The following is a 17,096-nucleotide window of genomic DNA, read 5'->3' as shown; positions in this document are numbered from 1 at the left end:
GCGAATTGTGAGTTTGGAAAATCGGGCTCCGGTCGGACGCCGCCCGAACAAAACCTATGCGCAGCTCTAAGCCGGCAAGCGCGAAAGCAATGCTTCCAAATCGATGATCGCCGCATGGGAATGGGTCCGCAGATCAGCCAGGGCCGAGTCGACATCGTCACGCCCCCCATTGCTCAGGGCATCGGAGAGTTTAGCGGCGGATTTCGATACCTTGTTGAGCGCATAATTGCCGGACGAGCCCGTTATCTTATGAGCCGCAATCATCGCAGTGCCGACATCCTGCCGGGAAAGCGAGTCTTCGACGCTGGCCAATTCGGTCGAGATGCATTTATGGACCATTTCTATCAGGCTGCGGAAATCGGCAGCGGCGAACACCTTGTGCAGCCCGGCAATCTTCTCCTTGTCCATGGAGTCGAGCCCCTCGAACAATTCCTCGCCCGAAGCGGAATTCATTTCCTGTTTCGGTTTGCGAAGACTGATGCCGGATTGGCGTCGTGACCGCTCGTTGAATGCTTGATCAGTTGTCGCATTCACCGCAAAACACTCCTCTACCCCCCGTTGGGCAAACCGCTTACCGGCGGTCCCATCGGCGAATGACCCAATAACCTCCTGAAGGATGAATCAGCTTTGCACGGTATCATCCCCTTGAGCAAGCTACATATTTTGGTAACAAAAGCAGATCAGGTTAGATTACCGCCCGTTCCGGTTGATTTTAAGCGCGGTATCCTGCACCGAACTTGGTCGACACAGGACCGACAAAAGGCCAAGGCCTTGAGCCTTCTGTCGTTTGCGCCACGCTTTTTCCTGGCGCTCCTCATCACTGCGGCATTTTTCTGTGTGGCGGCAGCTTCACAGGCGTTTTCCCAAACTCGGATCGACGAGCCACCCGGCGTCAATTCGCCGCTTACAGCGCCCGGGAACCGCGTCATTCGGCTATTTGAGCCTCCGCAACTGGAACCCGGCAAGGAAGCGTCAGCTTTGGTTATCGGGGCAATCGCTGCAAATTTCTGGCTGGACGGCGACACCGACTTGTCTGTCGAACTGGCCGATTACTTCGCGTCCAAGACGGACCCACTATTGTCGAACCCTGATCAGCGGTTCCTCGCGCTCATCGACATGGTGCGCGACAAGCCCGTTGCCGTGCCGCTTTTCGCGCGCCTAAGCCAGACACCGGACAACCCACCACGATTACGTTTTGCCTGGGAAGACGAAAATGTTTCGCCTCCCAAGGCCATTACGTTTCGAACCGCGCTGAACAAGCACTGTTTCACGATGAATATTGCAGTGCGCTGGGAGCGTCTAATTGACGCGCCCTTGGAATTACCGGCTGAGATCGGACCGATCGAGAGAAATGAGGTGCGCTTGGACGTGATCGCCCTCCCCGCCAGTGCCTATGCGACACCGGTGCGAAGCGACGCGCGGCAGGTGTTTGGGACCCGATGCCAATCCCACACAACAATCAATTTGAAACCGGTCACGGGCGTCTTGTCGACCGTGGATGGGGCGCTGCTGACCACGATCGACACCCGTAGCCTTTAGGCCCGAAAGCTGTTTCCGGCAGCTTCCTGGTAGACATAGCGTGACGGCCATGCTTGAAGAACAGCCCCAAAGCGACACCCATCGCAACCATAGCGACATTTCCCGGGACAAAGATGAGCCAAATTCAAAACCCCTCGCTCCCCAAAGAGCAGATCAAGTTTCTTCTGCTCGAAGGAATCTCCTCGACCGCCGACGACGTCTTGGCGCGCTCGAACTACCGGAATGTCGAACGCATAAAGGGCGCCCTGGATGAGCCGGAGTTGATCCAGTCGCTGGAGGGCGTCCGGTTCCTCGGCATTCGGTCCCGCACAAAAGTCACGCACAAGGTCTTGGAGGCAAATGCCAGCCTGACGGCCGTCGGCTGTTTTTCCGTCGGCACCAATCAGATAGACGGCGATGCGGCGCGCGACCGCGGAATTCCGGTATTCAACGCCCCCTTCTCCAACACCAGGAGCGTGGCGGAACTGACCATCGCCGAGATCATCATGCTATTCCGGCGGACCTTCCCGAAATCCGTCGCCGCCCATGCCGGCCGTTGGGACAAATCGGCCGAAGGCAGCAGTGAGATTCGCGGCAAGACGCTCGGCATCATCGGATACGGAAACATCGGTTCGCAGCTTGCGGTCATCGCCGAAGCGATGGGCATGCGGGTGCTGTACCTGGACCATACGGACAAACTGCGCCACGGGAATGCGCTGCCTGTCGGTTCAATGCGGGAATTGCTTCAGGAAAGCGATGTGGTCAGCCTGCATGTGCCCGAGACCGAGTCGACCCGAAACATGATAGGCCCCCAGGAAATCGCCTGGATGAAGCCCGGCGCCTACTTGATCAACAATGCAAGGGGCACGGTTGTCGTTTTGGAAGCCCTGGCGGACGCCCTGCGCGACGGACGCCTCGGCGGGGCCGCCATCGATGTCTTCCCGTCGGAACCATCCTCCAACGCCGACGCATTCACCTCCCCGCTGCAAGACTTGGACAATGTGATATTGACCCCCCATGTCGGCGGTTCGACGATCGAGGCACAGGAGCGGATCGGCGATGAAGTCGCCAGAAAGCTGGTTGAGTATTCCGATGTCGGCTCGACCATCGGTGCCGTGAATTTCCCGCAGGTCCAGTTGCCGCCGAAGCCCTCGGGTACTCGCTTTATTCAGGTGCAACGCAACCTGCCCGGGGAGCTGGGCCGCTTGAACGACGTCTTTGCGCGGCATGACGTGAACATCGCGGCGCAGTATTATCAGACCGACGGCGAGATCGGTTACGTCGTCCTTGACGCCGACGGCAACGTCCCCACCCCGGAAAAAATTGTCCAGGAAATCCGCTCTCTTGGCGGCACGATCCGGGCCCGGGTGCTGAACCGTCTTAGTTGATCGGAAGCGGCCAAAGCCGAACATCCCCGCATCAACTGTCGTTACATGCCAGTAACTATTAGCATGCTCTTACCAATTGGAAAAATAACACGTATAACACTGTGAATGATTCCGATGCAGGGGAGCAAACATGTCGAATTCGGCACCGCGCAAAGAGTTTTCCGTAGAACGTATGATGCGGAAACAAAGGGTCGATACCGGCGATTTTTTTGAGGAGCCGCAAACCGGGGCCCAACTGGCTGGCGACGGGGCCGCGATTCTCGAAGCCATAACGGCATTGCGCGAAGAAGTCCGCGAACTGAAGGAAATGCAGGGTCAAATGCCGGCAGCAGCGGCCCCAGTCGCGGCAGAGCAATCTCCTGAAATGGACGAGATGGCACGTGACGTGCGCATCGAAATCGCCCAAATGGTTCGCGTGATCGCCAAAACCAAACAGGAAATTTCCCAGATCAAACACCCCTTCGGCAACGAGGGGGACAAGATTGAGCGCGCCCATAGCGAGCTCGACGCCATCGTCATGGCGACCGAGCAAGCTACCCAGACCATCCTTGAGGCGACCGAAAAATTGGAGGCGGGTTTCAGCAGTCTCGCCGTCCTGGCCGAAGAGGACCAGGAAATGCTCGAGATGGTCGACAACCTGAACGATCAGGTCACCCAAATCCTGGAGGCCTGCAACTTCCAGGACATTACGGGCCAGCGGATCACCAAGGTGGTCAAGACAGTGCGCTTCATCGAAGATCGGATCCTGGCGATGATCGCTATTTGGGGCGCACAGGCGTTTGAAGATCTGCCCGTCCCAGCGGATGGCGTCAGCAGTGAAGACGGTGCTGCCGATGGCGACGACAATCTGTTGCAAGGTCCGCAACTCGGAAACGAGGGCATCAGCCAGGATGAGATTGACGCGCTCTTCGATTGATCCTGCGCCAGGTTTCGTGACGTACAATCAAGGACACAACATCCCTGTTGCGTGAAGCTGCGGTTAACCCCGATACTTCAGCAAGGTTAGGTAGGGGGATTGTATGCCTGGATCACTTCCATCCTGGGTTATCGTTTTGCATTGGCTGCGATTGGAGCACCGGGGATGACCGATATTCTGAACCGGAGAAGTGTGAAGGCCGGCGCCTTCATCTTCCGCCAAGGGGACACGGGACACCACGCCTATGTGATTCAATCCGGTCGTGTCTTGATTGAGAAAACAAACAAAGACGACAGCACGGTAAAACTTGGATCGCTGCAAACAGGCGCGATCTTCGGGGAAATGGCCCTGGTCGACGACAGCCCCCGCATGGCCGCTGCCCGGGCCGAAGAGCCGACGGTTCTGATCACGATTCCAAAGGAAGTCGTCCAGAAGAAATTGCAACGTGCCGATCCGGTCGTGCGAATGCTGATCCTCATGATGATCCGAATGATCAGGACGCTTGCCGAGCATGGCGGCCAGAGCAACAAGATTGCCGAGGAGTTGATACGGGTCGCTCAAGAGGACGATGGCGCCGCCCCCTTGGCGACGGGGAGCGCCAAGCGATGAGCAGCGATGTAATCGCCATCCTGTCATACCAAGAAGGCGACACGATCTTTCGTGAAGGGGAAGTCGGCCGGATGGCCTACCTCGTCCGCGAAGGCCGTGTTAAAATCCAACGGGAAAGATCATCCAGCCAGAAGCAGGTGATCGGCCATGCAGGCCCTGGCCAGGTCTTTGGGGAACACGCGCTGCTGTCCATTGGGCCACGGCCGAACAGTGCCGTTGCAGAGCTACCCACCAAATGCGTGGTCATTCACCGCGACAAGCTTACGGAAAAGCTGAAGACAGAGGACGCCTTCATTGCCGCCCTTTACAACATCTTGGCCACCAATATGCGCTCGATGATCGAAAAGGGGGCGGACCTGGACTGCCTATTACAGGATCTTTCCCAAGGAACCCGCACCTTGGAAACGTCCGTCATGGATCAACAAACCGCATCCGCGGGGCATGAGTCGGACAAAGCTGACGATACAGATGGGAATGGTGAAGATGAGGACGACGCGTTCCTAATATGACCCCCGCGTTTCTCCCGGGTCAGATCAGCGCAGGATAACCTTGGTCAACCGCCACGGATTCCATTTCCGCGATGGCCTTATACGCCGAAGCCGGAACCGCCGCGAAACCGTCAAAAAGCAGCGTCTCGTTTATGTTCGCCATGCCTGGTTCGGCCACGGCCGCCATCAAGGCCGACCGCATGTCTTCAACCGCAGCGTCGGGCGTCGAACGGGGGGTTATGAAAGGAAGCCCCGGCACCAAGGGCCCTTCCGCCACAACCCGCAAGCCGTCTGTCGGAACAATGCCGTGTTTGGCGATCAGCGCGAACGTGACACAATCGACGCTGCAGCAATCGACCTCCCCCGCCGCCAAGGCCTTGATGCTGGCAAGATGACTTCCCGATTGGACGGATGCACCAAAGAACCGTCCCTTCTCCGCCCAAGGCGCGATCATCCAGCGGATGCTGTTATAGCCGGAATGGGAATCCTCGCTGTTGAAGGCAACACGTCTGCCCTTCAAGTCTTCCAATCTTTCCGCCGCATCATCCTGCCGGACCAGCACAAGGTTCCGATATTTCGGCCCCATGCACCAATCGACGGCGAAGATTGGGGTCGCAACAAGCTGCCAGTCTCGATCGAGCCCCAAGGTAAACGGATATCCGCAGGTCTGGGATAGGCGCATGGCCGGGTCGCGCCAATGAGACACATGATCGGAAAGTCGGGTCAGGTCTTCGTCCAACCCGCCGACACCAGCATCGGTCATCGCCCGGCACATGCCGCGCCACCAAGCATCCCAAACCGGCTGCAGGCCGGGCAAGTCGTACATGGGCAAGGATACGCGGCCGGTCATGATGTTGGCCCCTTATTCAGAATTTTGTGTGCGTTCGTAGAGCCCGCCGACAAAATCCGCCGCCTCGTGCGACTGGACAGAAGCTGCGCGTATCAGATCGTCGAAATGATTGGTCAGCGTCCGCACATGTTCCCGTGTGGTGAAGGCGAAATACATCTGGCCCAGGTAAATCGCCGCGCGTTGCATGCCGAAGATGGTATAGGGCGCGGCATAATGGGTCCGCCCATTGAACAGAAACAAACGCAGGCGGGGATAAAGTTCCCGCAACAGTGACTGAAGTTCAGCCAATTGTTCCAGCCGCGCATCCAGTTCAAACCCGGTCCAGATACCCTTGCCCGCCGCGAATGTTTCCAGCCCCTGGGTCGACATGCAGACTTCGATATCCGTATCCGGCAAACGCGAATAGGCCCGTTTGTCACGCGTCGCCAAGATGGCTTGATCCGTCGATTTCGAGGCGAAGTCCTGATATTCGTGGATCAAGGTCCGTTCGGTCTTCGCCAGATCCGGAAGCGATGAAGGTACGTAACGCACTTTCCGTCCTGCGGATTCCTGATGCCAGCGTGCCAGGTTCTCATCCACCGGGCTTCGCGTCGCCGGGGAAAAAATGATCGATTCCTGCAGAATCGCGGCGTGGGATCGCTCATCCGCCGTCAGTCCCATCAGCCAATCAAGACTGACCCGCAGCGTGGAGGCGATGCCCGCAACCGTATCGGCCCTCGGCAATCGGTCGTTTTCCGGGGACAGCAATTGCGACAAGGTCGACCGATCTATCCCGACGGCCCTGGCCAGACCCGATTTCGACATATGCGCGCGATCCATCGCCAGATGCAATCTTTCCCGAAAGACCCTGACCGTCTCCTGCCGCTCAAAACTCCGCATATTAGTTTATTTTCCATCAGTCTGGTGATTTTACGCAACAGATGCGGCTTTCAGTTTATTATGATCATATTGCGCAATGCAACATAGCTAGGAACAATTCCTCATGGTCAAACATGAAACCGTGAGGAGGTTCGAAAGTGCGTGATGGTCCCGCCGTATTCCGAAGAACGACTGAGATCGAATGGCCGACTTGGGCTTTGATCACGATGATCTACGGGGCCTGGCTGGCTTTGACGTATTTCGGCACCGATCTGCCCTGGTGGGCGCTGCTGCCGGCAGCGGCTTTTGTGACCTGCTGGCAGGGACACTTGCAGCACGAGTTGATCCACGGCCATCCGACCCGAAATCAAGGGCTTAATGACGCACTCGCCTTCCCGCCTCTCTCTTTGTGGATCCCCTATCCAATCTATAAGGAACAGCATCTGGCCCATCACCGTAGCCAGACATTGGCGGATCCCCTGGATGACCCGGAATCCTACTACCTTCCCGCCGAACGCTGGGCGTCACTGTCGGGCGTGTCGAAGGCCCTTTTGACGGCGAACAATACGTTGCTGGGGCGACTGCTGCTGGGCCCGGTGCTTGTCCCGTTTGGCTTCCTGAAATCAGAACTCGTCAATGCCGTTGGGGGTACGGGTAGCAGGGCGGCGATCTGGGGTGGCCATGCCGCCGCGGTCGCCGTCCTGCTGACCTGGATTGTCGGGGTTTGCGGCATGCCAGTGTGGATGTATCTCGCCTTCTTCGTCTTCCCGGGGACGTCGCTCTTGCTGATGCGCTCTTTCGTCGAGCATCGGCCGGGCGCCACGCAGAAGGAACGCACTGCGGTGGTCGAGGGCAGTTGGCTCACGCGCTTACTTTATCTCAACAACAACCTTCACGTCGTCCATCACGCCCAGCCGAAACTGGCGTGGTACAAGATCCCCGCCGCCTACGAACGGAACAAGGAAGCCATCGCACGGCGTAATGGCGGTTACGTGTTCAAGGGATATGCTGAGGTCGCGCGGCGCTTCCTGCTGACACCAAAGGACATGCCCGTCTACGCCCCATCTTTGTCCAGCCCGTCCTTGTCCAGCCCGTCCTTGTCCAGCCCGTCCTTGTCCAGCCCGTCCTTGTCCAGCCCGTCCTTGTCCAGAAAGTAACGCATCAAGGGGCCGATATCCTCGAACCCCGCCTTTTTGTAGAAATCGTAGGATCGCTGGCTTTTCTCCGGCGCCGGTGCATTGACCTGCAGGCGTTGCCAGTTTCGCCGTTTCCCTTCCTCGACCGCGAAGCGCAGCATGCGCTGGCCCAGCCCGCCGCTGCGATAGTCCGGATCGATGAAGAATTCCTGCAACTCGCCGAAATGCCCGCCGGAGAACAGCGCGCAGGTTTCCGCCAGGGTGATCAGCCCCACGACCTTTTCCGTGAACTCTCCGTCATCGCGACCGCCGGTCACGGCCAGATAGGCGATGAAACCGGAATCGGAATCCAACAAGTCCGCGGCGACGGAGGCATAGCCTTGCGGGTCGAATCTGGGGGCGTCGACATCGGACAACAGCCGGTGCGCCAAGTCCCCCACCGCATCCTTGTCCGCCGATGTCGCATGCCTGATCGTGACCGAACCATTTCCCGACATAGAACCCCCTGACTTTGTTTTACCTAATTCTTCGATATGCGTCCGGGGACGGCAAGGTTATCGTTACCCGATCCGGGTTCTCTCCAGCATTTCTTCGTTCAAATCGATGCCCAACCCCGGTGCGTCCGGCACGGTGATGTATCCTTGGGCATCGGGGAAAAGCGGCAGGGCCAGGGGAAAGTCTCGCCGGTCCGGCGTCCAGTCCGGGGGGTCATACGGAAATTCCAGGTAAGGCGCGCCGCCAAGACCGGCGGCCAGGTGCAGGTTCGCCATCAGGCCGATCCCGTTGCCCCAGGTATGCGGCGTGAAGACGACCCCATTGTGCTTGGCGAATAGCCCGACACGGTGAAGGCCCGTTATCCCGCCGGTCAACGCACAGTCGGGTTGCAGGACATCCAGGCACCGGCGTTCCACAAGGGTGCGCAGTTCGTGCAATTCGCGGGTCATCTCCCCACCCGCGATCATCAGTCCCGTCGCGGCCCGCAGCGACGCCATGCCGGCATAGTCGCCGCGATGGAGCGGTTCCTCCATCCAATAGACGCCTAGGCCTTCCAACGCCCTGGCGACCGTCAACGCCTTGTCATAGGTCCAAGGCGGTTGGGTGTCCCAGGGCATGCGCCAACCCTGGTTGCAGTCGACCATCAATTCAATATCGGGGCCGACGGCGGCCCGAACCGCGGCAAGGACAGCCAGATCCTCGGCCACATCCGGCCGTTGGAAGCGGATCTTCAGTGCCGGGAAGCCAGCCGCGGCCAACCGGCGCGCTTGCGCCGCCATATCCGGCTCCGACCGCAGGACACCGAGAGAGGCATATGTCCGAAGCCTTCCCTGCGTCCCGCCGAGAAGCTTGTAGACCGGCTGGCCTTCCGCCTTTCCGCGCAGATCCCACAGGGCGACATCCAAGGGCCAGGGTCGGCCGACATGGAAGGCGATATTGTCGAGGACCTTGAAATGCCGGTCCATATCCCGCGGATCCCCGCCGATGAAATGGTCGAGATAGTCGTCGATCCCCGCCATGCTGTCGCCGGACCCGATCCCGACGGATCCGTCATCTGCATAGACTTGAACGATATCCACGATGAAGTCGCGGCGCGGGCGGCTGTCCCAAGCGGCGGCGAAGGGCGGCTCCAGCGTGAGCGAGTGCCGGGAGATTTCGATCCGCTCTATTCTCATGCCCGTTTGTGACCCACTGTCCCCAACACCCTCTTCCGCCGTGCGCCGCCCCGCGGTGGCCAGCCCAATGCCGGGCTGCTATGTCTGCCCGACAATTTATTCCCCGAATGGCCGACTGTCCGATTATGAATCACAGGCTGGCATGCGGGTCCATACACAATGACTTTGACGGCTTCCGGAAATCCTCGTCATGCCCGATCCTGCCCCGTTCAACCGCCGCGATGTGGAACTCGTCGCGAAAGAAACGCCCTTCCGCCGATATTTCCAGCTCGACATCTACTTTCTGCGCCACCCGCTGTTCCAAGGCGGGATGAGCCCGATTCTTCAGCGCGAGGTGTTCGAACGCGGACAATCGGCCTGCTGCCTTCCCTACGATCCCGCCAGGGACGAGGTCGTCTTGATAGAGCAGTTCCGGCCCGGTGCCTTGGCCGCGGACGATCCCCGCCCCTGGCTGATCGAAGCGCCGGCCGGTATCGTGGAGACGGGCGAGACACCGGATGCCGTCGTCCGCCGCGAAGTGCAGGAGGAAGCGGGCTGCACCGTCACCGACCTTGAATTCGTGATGGACCTCTACCCGTCCCCCGGTGCCACGTCCGAACGGGTCGCCATGTATATCGGGCGCACGGTGACCCAAGGCATTGGCGGTATCCACGGGTTGGACCACGAGGCCGAGGACATCCGCGTCTTCACCCAACCATTCGAAGAGGCCATCCGCCTCGTCGACGCGGGTCAGGGACAAACCGCGGCCGGGGCAATCCTGTTGCTGTGGCTGGCGCAACACCGCGACGCCCTGCGCGCGAAGTGGACATGACGATGCCCAACACGGTGGACATCGCGGCACGTGACCGCGCCTATGACGGCTTCTTCAAGATGGATGTCTTCACGTTGCGATTCGAACTGTTCCGTGGCGGCATGAGCCCGGAAATCGAACGCGAAGTGCTGATCGGAAACCAAAGCATCTGCTGCCTTCCATACGATCCGCTCCGGGACGAGGTCGTGCTGGTGGAACAGTTCCGTGCCGCCGCCTATGCGGCCGGTGAGGAACATCCCTGGATGCTGGAAGCCCCTGCGGGATTCATCGAGCCCGGCGAGGAAAAGAATGAGGCCGCGAAACGTGAAGTGGGCGAAGAGACAGGCTGTACGGTCACGGAACTCGACTATGGCGGGCCGCTTTATTCATCCCAGGGTGCCTTCTCGGAACGAACGAACCTGTTCATCGGCAAAACCTCGACCGACGGTGTCGGCGGCATCCACGGCATCGCACGCGAAGGCGAGAACATCCGCGTTTCGGTGTTCCCTTTCGACGAGGCTATCGCCCTTTTCAATGCCGGGAAGATCCAATCGGCCTTCGGCGCGCTGCCATTGCTATGGCTGTGGCGTCACCGGGAAAGGTTGCTCCGGGAATGGGGCGCACCATAATAACTCAAACAACTCACGCGACAGTGTGATTTGACGCATTCCGCGCCGCGGCCGCCAATACCGCCCGACGCGCAACAAGAAGAGACGGAAGAGCAAGACGCATGCAGATACGTGACGGTTTCGTCGATGCGGTGGGCAACACGCCGCTGATCAAACTGAAAAAGGCTTCCGAGGAAACGGGATGCACCATCCTGGGCAAGGCCGAATTCCTCAATCCGGGCGGGTCGGTCAAGGACCGCGCCGCGAAACACATCATCCTGGATGCCGAAGAACGCGGCGACTTGGAACCCGGCGGGCTGATCGTCGAGGGCACCGCGGGCAATACCGGCATCGGCCTTGCGCTTGTCGCCGATGCGCGCGGCTACCGAACGCTGATCATCATTCCGGAAACGCAAAGCCAGGAAAAGAAGGACATGCTGCGCCTGTGCGGCGCACAGCTTCGCGAAAACCCGGCGCTGCCCTACAAGAACCCGGACAACTACGTCCATGTCGCCAAACGCACCGCGGAAGAACTGGCGAAGACCGAAAAGCACGGCGTTCTCTATGCCAACCAGTGGGACAATCTGTCGAACCGGAACGCCCATATCCGATCCACCGGGCCTGAGATTTGGGAGCAAACAAACGGCACGGTAGACGGCTTCATCTGCGCGGTCGGCACCGGCGGCACCTTGGCCGGAACCGCCGAATATCTGCGGTCGAAGAAGAAGGACATCGTTATCGGCCTGGCCGACCCGATGGGGGCCGCGATGTTCAACTATTTCACCAAGGGCGAGCTTTCCAGCGACGGCACCAGCATCACCGAAGGGATCGGCCAGGGCCGCATCACCGGCAATTTGGAAGGCCTTGCGGTGGACGAACCGTTCCAGGTACCCGACACGGAATGGCTGCCGGTTTGCTTCGACCTGCTGAAACATGAAGGCTTACTGATGGGCGGGTCCGCGGCCTTGAATGTCATGGGCGCGATCAAATTGGCCAAGAAGATGGGCCCTGGGCACACCATCGTCACCGTCTTGTGCGACGGCGGCCAACGGTATCAATCCAAGATGTTCAACCCCGAATTTCTGAAGTCGAAGGACCTACCTGTTCCCGATTGGCTGTGACATTCCGTCCAAGCACCTGAGGCCGAACGGCAAGGCTTTCAGCCTTGCGCCCCCTTGCTTTGAGCCGCCGCTTCCGCCACAGAATAGGGAAAGAAAACCGGGAAAAAGGGAGAGGTCCGATGACGGCGCTGTTGTTCCGCGACGATGCCTATCAAACCGAATTCGACGCCACCGTGACGGCGGTGAACGAGCGCGGCGGCATCGTCCTCGACCAAACACTCTTCTACTACACCAGCGGCGGGCAGCCGGGCGACAAGGGTACCTTGACGGCCGAGGACGGCACCATTGTGGAGATCGGTACGACCATCAAGGCGGATGGCGACATCGTCCATGTGCCGGGGGAAGACCAGCCGACGCTTGCGCCCGGCAGCAAGGTTCACGGTACGATCGACTGGGATTTCCGCCACCAGCTGATGCGGATGCATACCTGCATGCATCTGGTTTGTTCCATTGTTCCCTGCGGCGTCACCGGCGGCCAGGTCGGCATCGACAAAAGCCGCCTGGACTTCGATGTCGGCGAGCACACGCTGGACAAGGAAGAAATCACCGAGAAACTGAATGCGCTGATCCGGGAAAATCACCCGGTCACCGCGCAATGGATCACTGACGAGGAACTGAACGCGAGCCCCGATCTGGTCCGCACCATGTCCGTTCAACCGCCGCGCGGGTCCGGCAAGGTTCGCCTGTTGAAGATCGGCGAAGGAGTCGACCTGCAGCCCTGCGGCGGAACCCATGTAAAAAATACCGGCGAAATCGGTCCCGTGCGCGTGTCCAAGATCGAGAACAAGGGCAAGCGGAATCGCCGCGTTAACATCGTATTCGATACTGACTGATCCCTTTTCTCAACGGTCCGGCGGGTTCTCGCCGGCAGCGGAGCCGAGACATGACCGACGCCTATCCGACGCCCACCGTATCCACCGAATGGCTTGCCGATCATCTGGACGACCCGAAAGTCGTTATCCTGGACAGCAGCTATCACCTGCCCACGGTCAAACGCGACGCGGCCACCGAGTTTGAGGGTCTGCGCATTCCGGGCGCGCGTTTCTTCGACTTCGACGGCAAGATCAAGGATCCCGACGCCGATCAGCCGCATATGCTCTGCTCCCCCGACCGATTCGAACGGGAAGTGGGCGCGCTTGGCGTCTCGAACGACAGCTTCGTCGTCGCCTATGACGTCAACGGCATCTTCTCCGCTTCCCGTTGCTGGTGGATGTTCCGCACCTTCGGGCATGAAAATGTCGCGGTCCTCGACGGCGGTTTGCCGAAATGGGAACACGAAAGCCGGCATGTGGAAACGACCTCTCCCACCCAGCCGAAACCGGCGACATTCAAGGCGAGCTTCCACCCACATTTGGTCCGTAGCGCGCAGCACGTCCTGGATGCGCTGGAGACAGCCGATATTATCGACGCCCGCTCCGCCGGCCGTTTTCTGGCGAAGGACCCGGAACCGCGTCCCGGGCTTCGGTCCGGCCATATCCCGGGCAGCTTCAACATCCCCTTCCAGAATATCCTGGCCGATAACGGGACGCTGAAATCCCCCGATGCACTGAAAGCCATCTTCACCGGCGCCGGCATCGACCTGGAAAACCCGATCATAACCTCCTGCGGTTCCGGCGTTTCCGCCTGCAATCTGGCGCTTGCCCTCTATGTGTTGGGCCGTGAGGACGCGGCGGTCTATGACGGGTCCTGGTCTGAATGGGGATTACGGGAAGAACTTCCGATCGAAACCTGATAGGCGCGCGACCTCGAAAATCGAGCAAATGAGTTTAGAAATGGAAATCAGACCCATTCGGGATGGGGACGAAGAAGGCATTGTTGCCCTTTGGGCCGCCTGTGATTTGGTCCGCCCGTGGAACGACCCGACCGCCGATATCGCCCTGGCGCGCCGTGCGCCGGCATCGGAGATTTTTGTCGGTATGGATGGCGATGACGTTGTCGCCTCTGCGATGTGCGGTTTCGACGGCCATCGTGGTTGGCTCTATTACGTCGCGACCCATCCGGATTTGCGGGGCACCGGCGCCGGGCGCAAGATTTTGTCCGCCGCCGAAGCTTGGCTTGCGGAACAGGACTGTCCGAAGGTGGAACTGATCATACGGGGCAGCAACAAGCCGGTGGCAGCCTTCTATGAAGCAGTCGGATACACGCATGAAGACCGTATTCTGATGGCGAAATGGCTGGTCGAACCGCCTGTTGCGCAAACCGAAACACCGGTCGAGGTGACACCGGCCGATCCGACGGTGCCGCTTTTGGACGTTACGGTTACTTTCCTGGAGATGACGTCCCGTCCGACCGCCCCGCCCCGCCCTATTCCCGTGACGGGGTCGCCCCTCTCGCTCGTCCGTCTGCATAGACCGACCGTCGGCTACTACCGCTATATCCAGCATACGGTCGGCGATCCGTGGCTATGGTACGAACGCCGCAAAATGAACGACGAACAGATCCACGCCATCATCACCGACGAGGATGTCGAAATCTATGTGCTTTCCGAAGGCGGCGTCCCTGCCGGCTTCGTAGAATTGGATTTCCGAGACATGCCCGACGAGGCCGACATCGCCTATTTCGGACTGATGCCCGACTTCATCGGCAAGGGTCTTGGCCCCTATCTTCTGGATTGGGCCGTGCATTGCGCTTGGGACCGCGACCCAGCACCGAAGCGCCTGACCGTCAATACCTGTACGCTGGACCACCCGTCCGCATTGGGCGCCTATCAAAAGGCAGGGTTCACGCCCTATGCACGGGAACTGAACAAGGTGCCCGACCCAAGGGCATTGGGCGTCATCCCCGGTTAAGGGGCCAGCAGGCCCTGCACCCGCTTGCCGATGGCGAGCGAAGAGGTCAGCCCGGGGGACTCGATTCCGAACAGGTTCACGAAACCGTCCACGCCGGTTTCTTCCGGTCCCTGGATCATGAAATCCAGGCCCGCACCGCCGGGCTTGGCAATTTTCGGACGGATGCCGGAATAACCGGGTTCCAAAGCGCCGTCCGGCAAATCCGGCCAATAGGCGCGCACGGCTTCATAGAAGCTGTCGCCGCGCGCGGGGTCTACCTCGTAATCGATTTCATCCACCCATTCGATATCCGGTCCAAAGCGGATCTGCCCGCCCATGTCGAGCGTGACATGGACGCCGAGGCCCGCCGCCTGCGGCATGGGATAGATCAGACCTTTGAAGGGGCTTTTCCGCGCCATGGTGAAGTAGCTGCCCTTGCAATAGAAGGTCGGTGGAATCTTCGCCGGATCGAGACCTTCAATCATCGCCGCCAGCTTCATGGCGTGCAGGCCGGCGGAGTTCACCACCTTCTTGGCGCGCAAGCGCATCGGGTTCTCACCCCCCACATCCAGCACGGTTCCGGTCGGTGTCACCTCACCCCGGATCACCGGGGAATTGAAGGCGATCATCGCCCCATGATCTTCCGCGTCGCCCTGATAGGCGAGCATCAGAGAATGGGAGTCCACGATGCCGGTCGAGGGCGAATTGATGGCCGCGACACAGGACAGCGCCGGTTCCATCGCAATCGCGTGGTTGGCACCGATCTGTTCAAGGTCGTCGACACCGTTTTCCGCGCCCTTGTCCAGGATCGCCTGAAGCTTTTCCAGATGCGCGTCTTCCGTCGCGACGATCAGCTTGCCGCAATTGGAATGCGGCACGCCGTGGCTGGCGCAATAGTCGTAGAGCATCCATTTACCCTCGACACAGAGCTGCGCCTTGTCGCTGCCGGTCGGATAATAGATGCCTGCATGGATGACTTCGCTGTTCCGGCTGCTGGTTTCCGTGCCGATCGCGTCCGCCGCCTCCAGTACGATGACGTCATCGCCCGCCATCGCGAGCGACCGCGCACAGGAAAGCCCGACGACACCGGCCCCGATCACAACTGTTTCGACTTCCGCTTCTTCCATGCCTACTTCCTTGTCTGGCGCTTGCTCCCCGGTGCAGCGCACTGCACTCTAGCCGCCACCCAACGACACGAAATCACCGAGCCTTGTTATGAAAGACGATACAAAACTGACCCATGCGGGCCGGCATCCCCATGAGAACCATGGCGCCGTGAACACCCCTGTGTATCACGCTTCCACGATCCTGTTTCCGACTCTGGCGGATTTCGACAGTCGCGACCGGAAATATGTTTACGGTCGGAAAGGCACGCCGACAACATCTACGCTGGAAGAGGCTGTTTCCGCCTTGGAACAAGCACATGGCACGGTGCTTGCCCCCTCGGGTCTGGCGGCGGTGACCACCACGCTGATGAGCTTTGTCCAGGCCGGCGGCCATGTCCTGCTGACCGACAGCACCTATTTCCCGACCCGCAAGTTCGCCAGCGGGTTGCTCGCGCGCCTCGGCATCGAAGCGGAATACTACGACCCGTTGATCGGCAATGGGATCGAGGCGCTGATCCGCCCGAACACCAATCTGATCTGGATGGAATCCCCGGGGTCGCTGACATTTGAGATGCAGGACGTGCCCGCCATCGTCGCCGCCGCGAAAAAGCACGGTGTGCCGACCGCCATCGATAACACGTGGTCGGGCGGGTATTTCTTCAAACCGTTGACGCTGGGTGTCGATGTCTCGGTCCAGGCCGCCACGAAATACATCGTCGGCCATTCCGACGCGATGCTGGGCACCATCGCCTGCAACCAAGCCGCTTATCCGAAGGTGCTGGACACCTTCCTGCAGCAGGGCAATTGCGCCGGTCCGGACGATGTCTATCTGGGCACGCGCGGTTTGCGGACCATGGCGGTGCGCATGAACCGTCAGCACGAGAACGGCATCAAAATGGCCGAATGGCTGCGCGACCGGCCGGAGGTGATCCGGGTCATGCACCCCGCCCTGCCGGAGGATCCCGGGCATGAGATCTGGAAGCGTGATTTCACGGGGGCCAGCGGGTTGTTCGGCTTCGTTGTCGACTGCACCGACCGCGCCGCGCTGGGCGCGATGCTGGACGGATTGGCGCTGTTCGGCATGGGGGCCAGCTGGGGTGGATATGAAAGCCTGATCCTGCCCAGCGACCCATCCAAAATGCGCAGCGCGACAAAATGGGAAGCCGGCGGCACCACCTTGCGGATGCATGTGGGACTGGAAGACACCGCGGACCTGATCGACGACCTGACGGCTGGGTTCGATCGCCTCAATTCGGCTCGGCGCTAGGCC

19 protein-coding genes are annotated in these 17,096 nt (G+C 59.9%); 13 read left to right on the top strand and 6 right to left on the bottom strand.

All coding sequences use genetic code 11. From position 1 onward, the window contains the following. Positions 1-66: 66 nt before the first annotated feature. A complete protein-coding gene (locus tag EOI86_RS23355; RefSeq protein ID WP_127768088.1) occupies positions 67-534 on the bottom strand; it encodes an Hpt domain-containing protein in 468 nt (155 codons plus the stop codon). A gap of 93 nt (positions 535-627) precedes the next feature. On the opposite strand from EOI86_RS23355, the gene EOI86_RS23350 reads away from it, so the two are divergent. The 5 genes from EOI86_RS23350 to EOI86_RS23330 all read left to right on the top strand — a co-directional run bounded on the left by EOI86_RS23350 (position 628) and on the right by EOI86_RS23330 (position 4,940). Continuing rightward, complete coding sequence (locus EOI86_RS23350; protein ID WP_127768087.1) at positions 628-1,539, top strand: hypothetical protein; 912 nt, start codon at positions 628-630, stop codon at positions 1,537-1,539. Positions 1,540-1,652: 113 nt separating this feature from the next. After that, on the top strand, positions 1,653-2,906 hold the full coding sequence (gene serA / locus EOI86_RS23345; protein ID WP_127768086.1) for a phosphoglycerate dehydrogenase: 1,254 nt from the start codon (positions 1,653-1,655) through the stop codon (positions 2,904-2,906). 130 nt (positions 2,907-3,036) lie between these two features. After that, the gene (locus EOI86_RS23340) at positions 3,037-3,822 is read left to right on the top strand and encodes a protein phosphatase CheZ (protein ID WP_127768085.1); all 786 of its coding nucleotides are present in this window, start codon (positions 3,037-3,039) and stop codon (positions 3,820-3,822) included. A 165-nt stretch (positions 3,823-3,987) separates the two neighbouring features. After that, positions 3,988-4,431, top strand: coding sequence for a cyclic nucleotide-binding domain-containing protein (locus EOI86_RS23335; RefSeq protein WP_127768084.1), 444 nt, complete (start codon positions 3,988-3,990; stop codon positions 4,429-4,431). After that, positions 4,428-4,940 (top strand): cyclic nucleotide-binding domain-containing protein, encoded by a 513-nt coding sequence (locus EOI86_RS23330; protein WP_127768083.1) that lies wholly within the window; start codon positions 4,428-4,430, stop codon positions 4,938-4,940. Before EOI86_RS23335 ends, EOI86_RS23330 begins: the two co-directional genes overlap by 4 nt. Before the next feature lie 19 nt (positions 4,941-4,959). On the opposite strand, the gene EOI86_RS23325 is transcribed toward EOI86_RS23330, so the two are convergent. Both EOI86_RS23325 and EOI86_RS23320 read right to left on the bottom strand, forming a co-directional pair. Continuing rightward, positions 4,960-5,769: a phosphate/phosphite/phosphonate ABC transporter substrate-binding protein gene (locus tag EOI86_RS23325; RefSeq protein WP_127768082.1), complete on the bottom strand. Its 810-nt coding sequence runs from the start codon at positions 5,767-5,769 to the stop codon at positions 4,960-4,962. 12 nt (positions 5,770-5,781) lie between these two features. Beyond that, entirely contained in the window at positions 5,782-6,648 is an 867-nt protein-coding gene (locus EOI86_RS23320) for a helix-turn-helix domain-containing protein (protein ID WP_127768081.1), read from the bottom strand. 137 nt (positions 6,649-6,785) lie between these two features. Between EOI86_RS23320 and EOI86_RS23315 the strand changes: the two genes are divergently transcribed. Continuing rightward, complete coding sequence (locus EOI86_RS23315; RefSeq protein ID WP_205032302.1) at positions 6,786-7,784, top strand: fatty acid desaturase; 999 nt, start codon at positions 6,786-6,788, stop codon at positions 7,782-7,784. Here the strand turns inward: EOI86_RS23315 and EOI86_RS23310 are convergent. Together EOI86_RS23310 and EOI86_RS23305 are read right to left on the bottom strand one after the other, a co-directional pair. Beyond that, positions 7,682-8,260, bottom strand: a complete 579-nt coding sequence (locus EOI86_RS23310) for a GNAT family N-acetyltransferase (protein ID WP_127768080.1) — start codon at positions 8,258-8,260, stop codon at positions 7,682-7,684. The two genes, EOI86_RS23315 and EOI86_RS23310, sit on opposite strands and share 103 nt — an antisense overlap. Positions 8,261-8,323: 63 nt before the next feature. Further along, positions 8,324-9,433 carry a mandelate racemase/muconate lactonizing enzyme family protein gene (locus EOI86_RS23305; RefSeq protein ID WP_127768079.1) on the bottom strand — a complete coding sequence of 370 codons (1,110 nt, stop codon included), beginning with the start codon at positions 9,431-9,433 and terminating at the stop codon, positions 8,324-8,326. Between the two features lie 190 nt (positions 9,434-9,623). On the opposite strand from EOI86_RS23305, the gene EOI86_RS23300 reads away from it, so the two are divergent. The 6 genes from EOI86_RS23300 to EOI86_RS24860 all read left to right on the top strand — a co-directional run bounded on the left by EOI86_RS23300 (position 9,624) and on the right by EOI86_RS24860 (position 14,741). Further along, complete coding sequence (locus EOI86_RS23300) at positions 9,624-10,244, top strand: NUDIX domain-containing protein (RefSeq protein WP_127768078.1); 621 nt, start codon at positions 9,624-9,626, stop codon at positions 10,242-10,244. Further along, on the top strand, positions 10,241-10,852 hold the full coding sequence (locus EOI86_RS23295) for an NUDIX domain-containing protein (RefSeq protein WP_127768077.1): 612 nt from the start codon (positions 10,241-10,243) through the stop codon (positions 10,850-10,852). The genes EOI86_RS23300 and EOI86_RS23295 overlap by 4 nt, the downstream gene beginning before the upstream one ends. 101 nt (positions 10,853-10,953) lie before the next feature. Then, complete coding sequence (locus tag EOI86_RS23290) at positions 10,954-11,952, top strand: cysteine synthase A (RefSeq protein ID WP_127768076.1); 999 nt, start codon at positions 10,954-10,956, stop codon at positions 11,950-11,952. 119 nt (positions 11,953-12,071) lie between these two features. After that, a complete protein-coding gene (locus tag EOI86_RS23285) occupies positions 12,072-12,785 on the top strand; it encodes an alanyl-tRNA editing protein (RefSeq protein WP_127768075.1) in 714 nt (237 codons plus the stop codon). A 50-nt stretch (positions 12,786-12,835) separates the two neighbouring features. Further along, the gene (gene sseA, locus EOI86_RS23280; protein ID WP_127768074.1) at positions 12,836-13,684 is read left to right on the top strand and encodes a 3-mercaptopyruvate sulfurtransferase; all 849 of its coding nucleotides are present in this window, start codon (positions 12,836-12,838) and stop codon (positions 13,682-13,684) included. A gap of 40 nt (positions 13,685-13,724) precedes the next feature. Further along, positions 13,725-14,741, top strand: a complete 1,017-nt coding sequence (locus EOI86_RS24860; protein ID WP_240035793.1) for a GNAT family acetyltransferase — start codon at positions 13,725-13,727, stop codon at positions 14,739-14,741. Here EOI86_RS24860 and EOI86_RS23265 read toward each other — a convergent pair. Continuing rightward, positions 14,738-15,847, bottom strand: a complete 1,110-nt coding sequence (locus EOI86_RS23265) for an NAD(P)/FAD-dependent oxidoreductase (RefSeq protein ID WP_127768073.1) — start codon at positions 15,845-15,847, stop codon at positions 14,738-14,740. The two genes, EOI86_RS24860 and EOI86_RS23265, sit on opposite strands and share 4 nt — an antisense overlap. Before the next feature lie 88 nt (positions 15,848-15,935). On the opposite strand from EOI86_RS23265, the gene metC reads away from it, so the two are divergent. After that, the gene (metC, locus tag EOI86_RS23260; protein WP_127768072.1) at positions 15,936-17,093 is read left to right on the top strand and encodes a cystathionine beta-lyase; all 1,158 of its coding nucleotides are present in this window, start codon (positions 15,936-15,938) and stop codon (positions 17,091-17,093) included. The last annotated feature ends 3 nt before the right edge of the window (positions 17,094-17,096 follow it).

This window comes from Hwanghaeella grinnelliae (assembly GCF_004005845.1).
Taxonomy (GTDB): Bacteria; Pseudomonadota; Alphaproteobacteria; order UBA8366; family Aestuariispiraceae; genus Hwanghaeella; species Hwanghaeella grinnelliae.
Note: the sequence above shows the minus strand (reverse complement) of the source record. Positions and strands in the feature narration are given on the sequence as shown.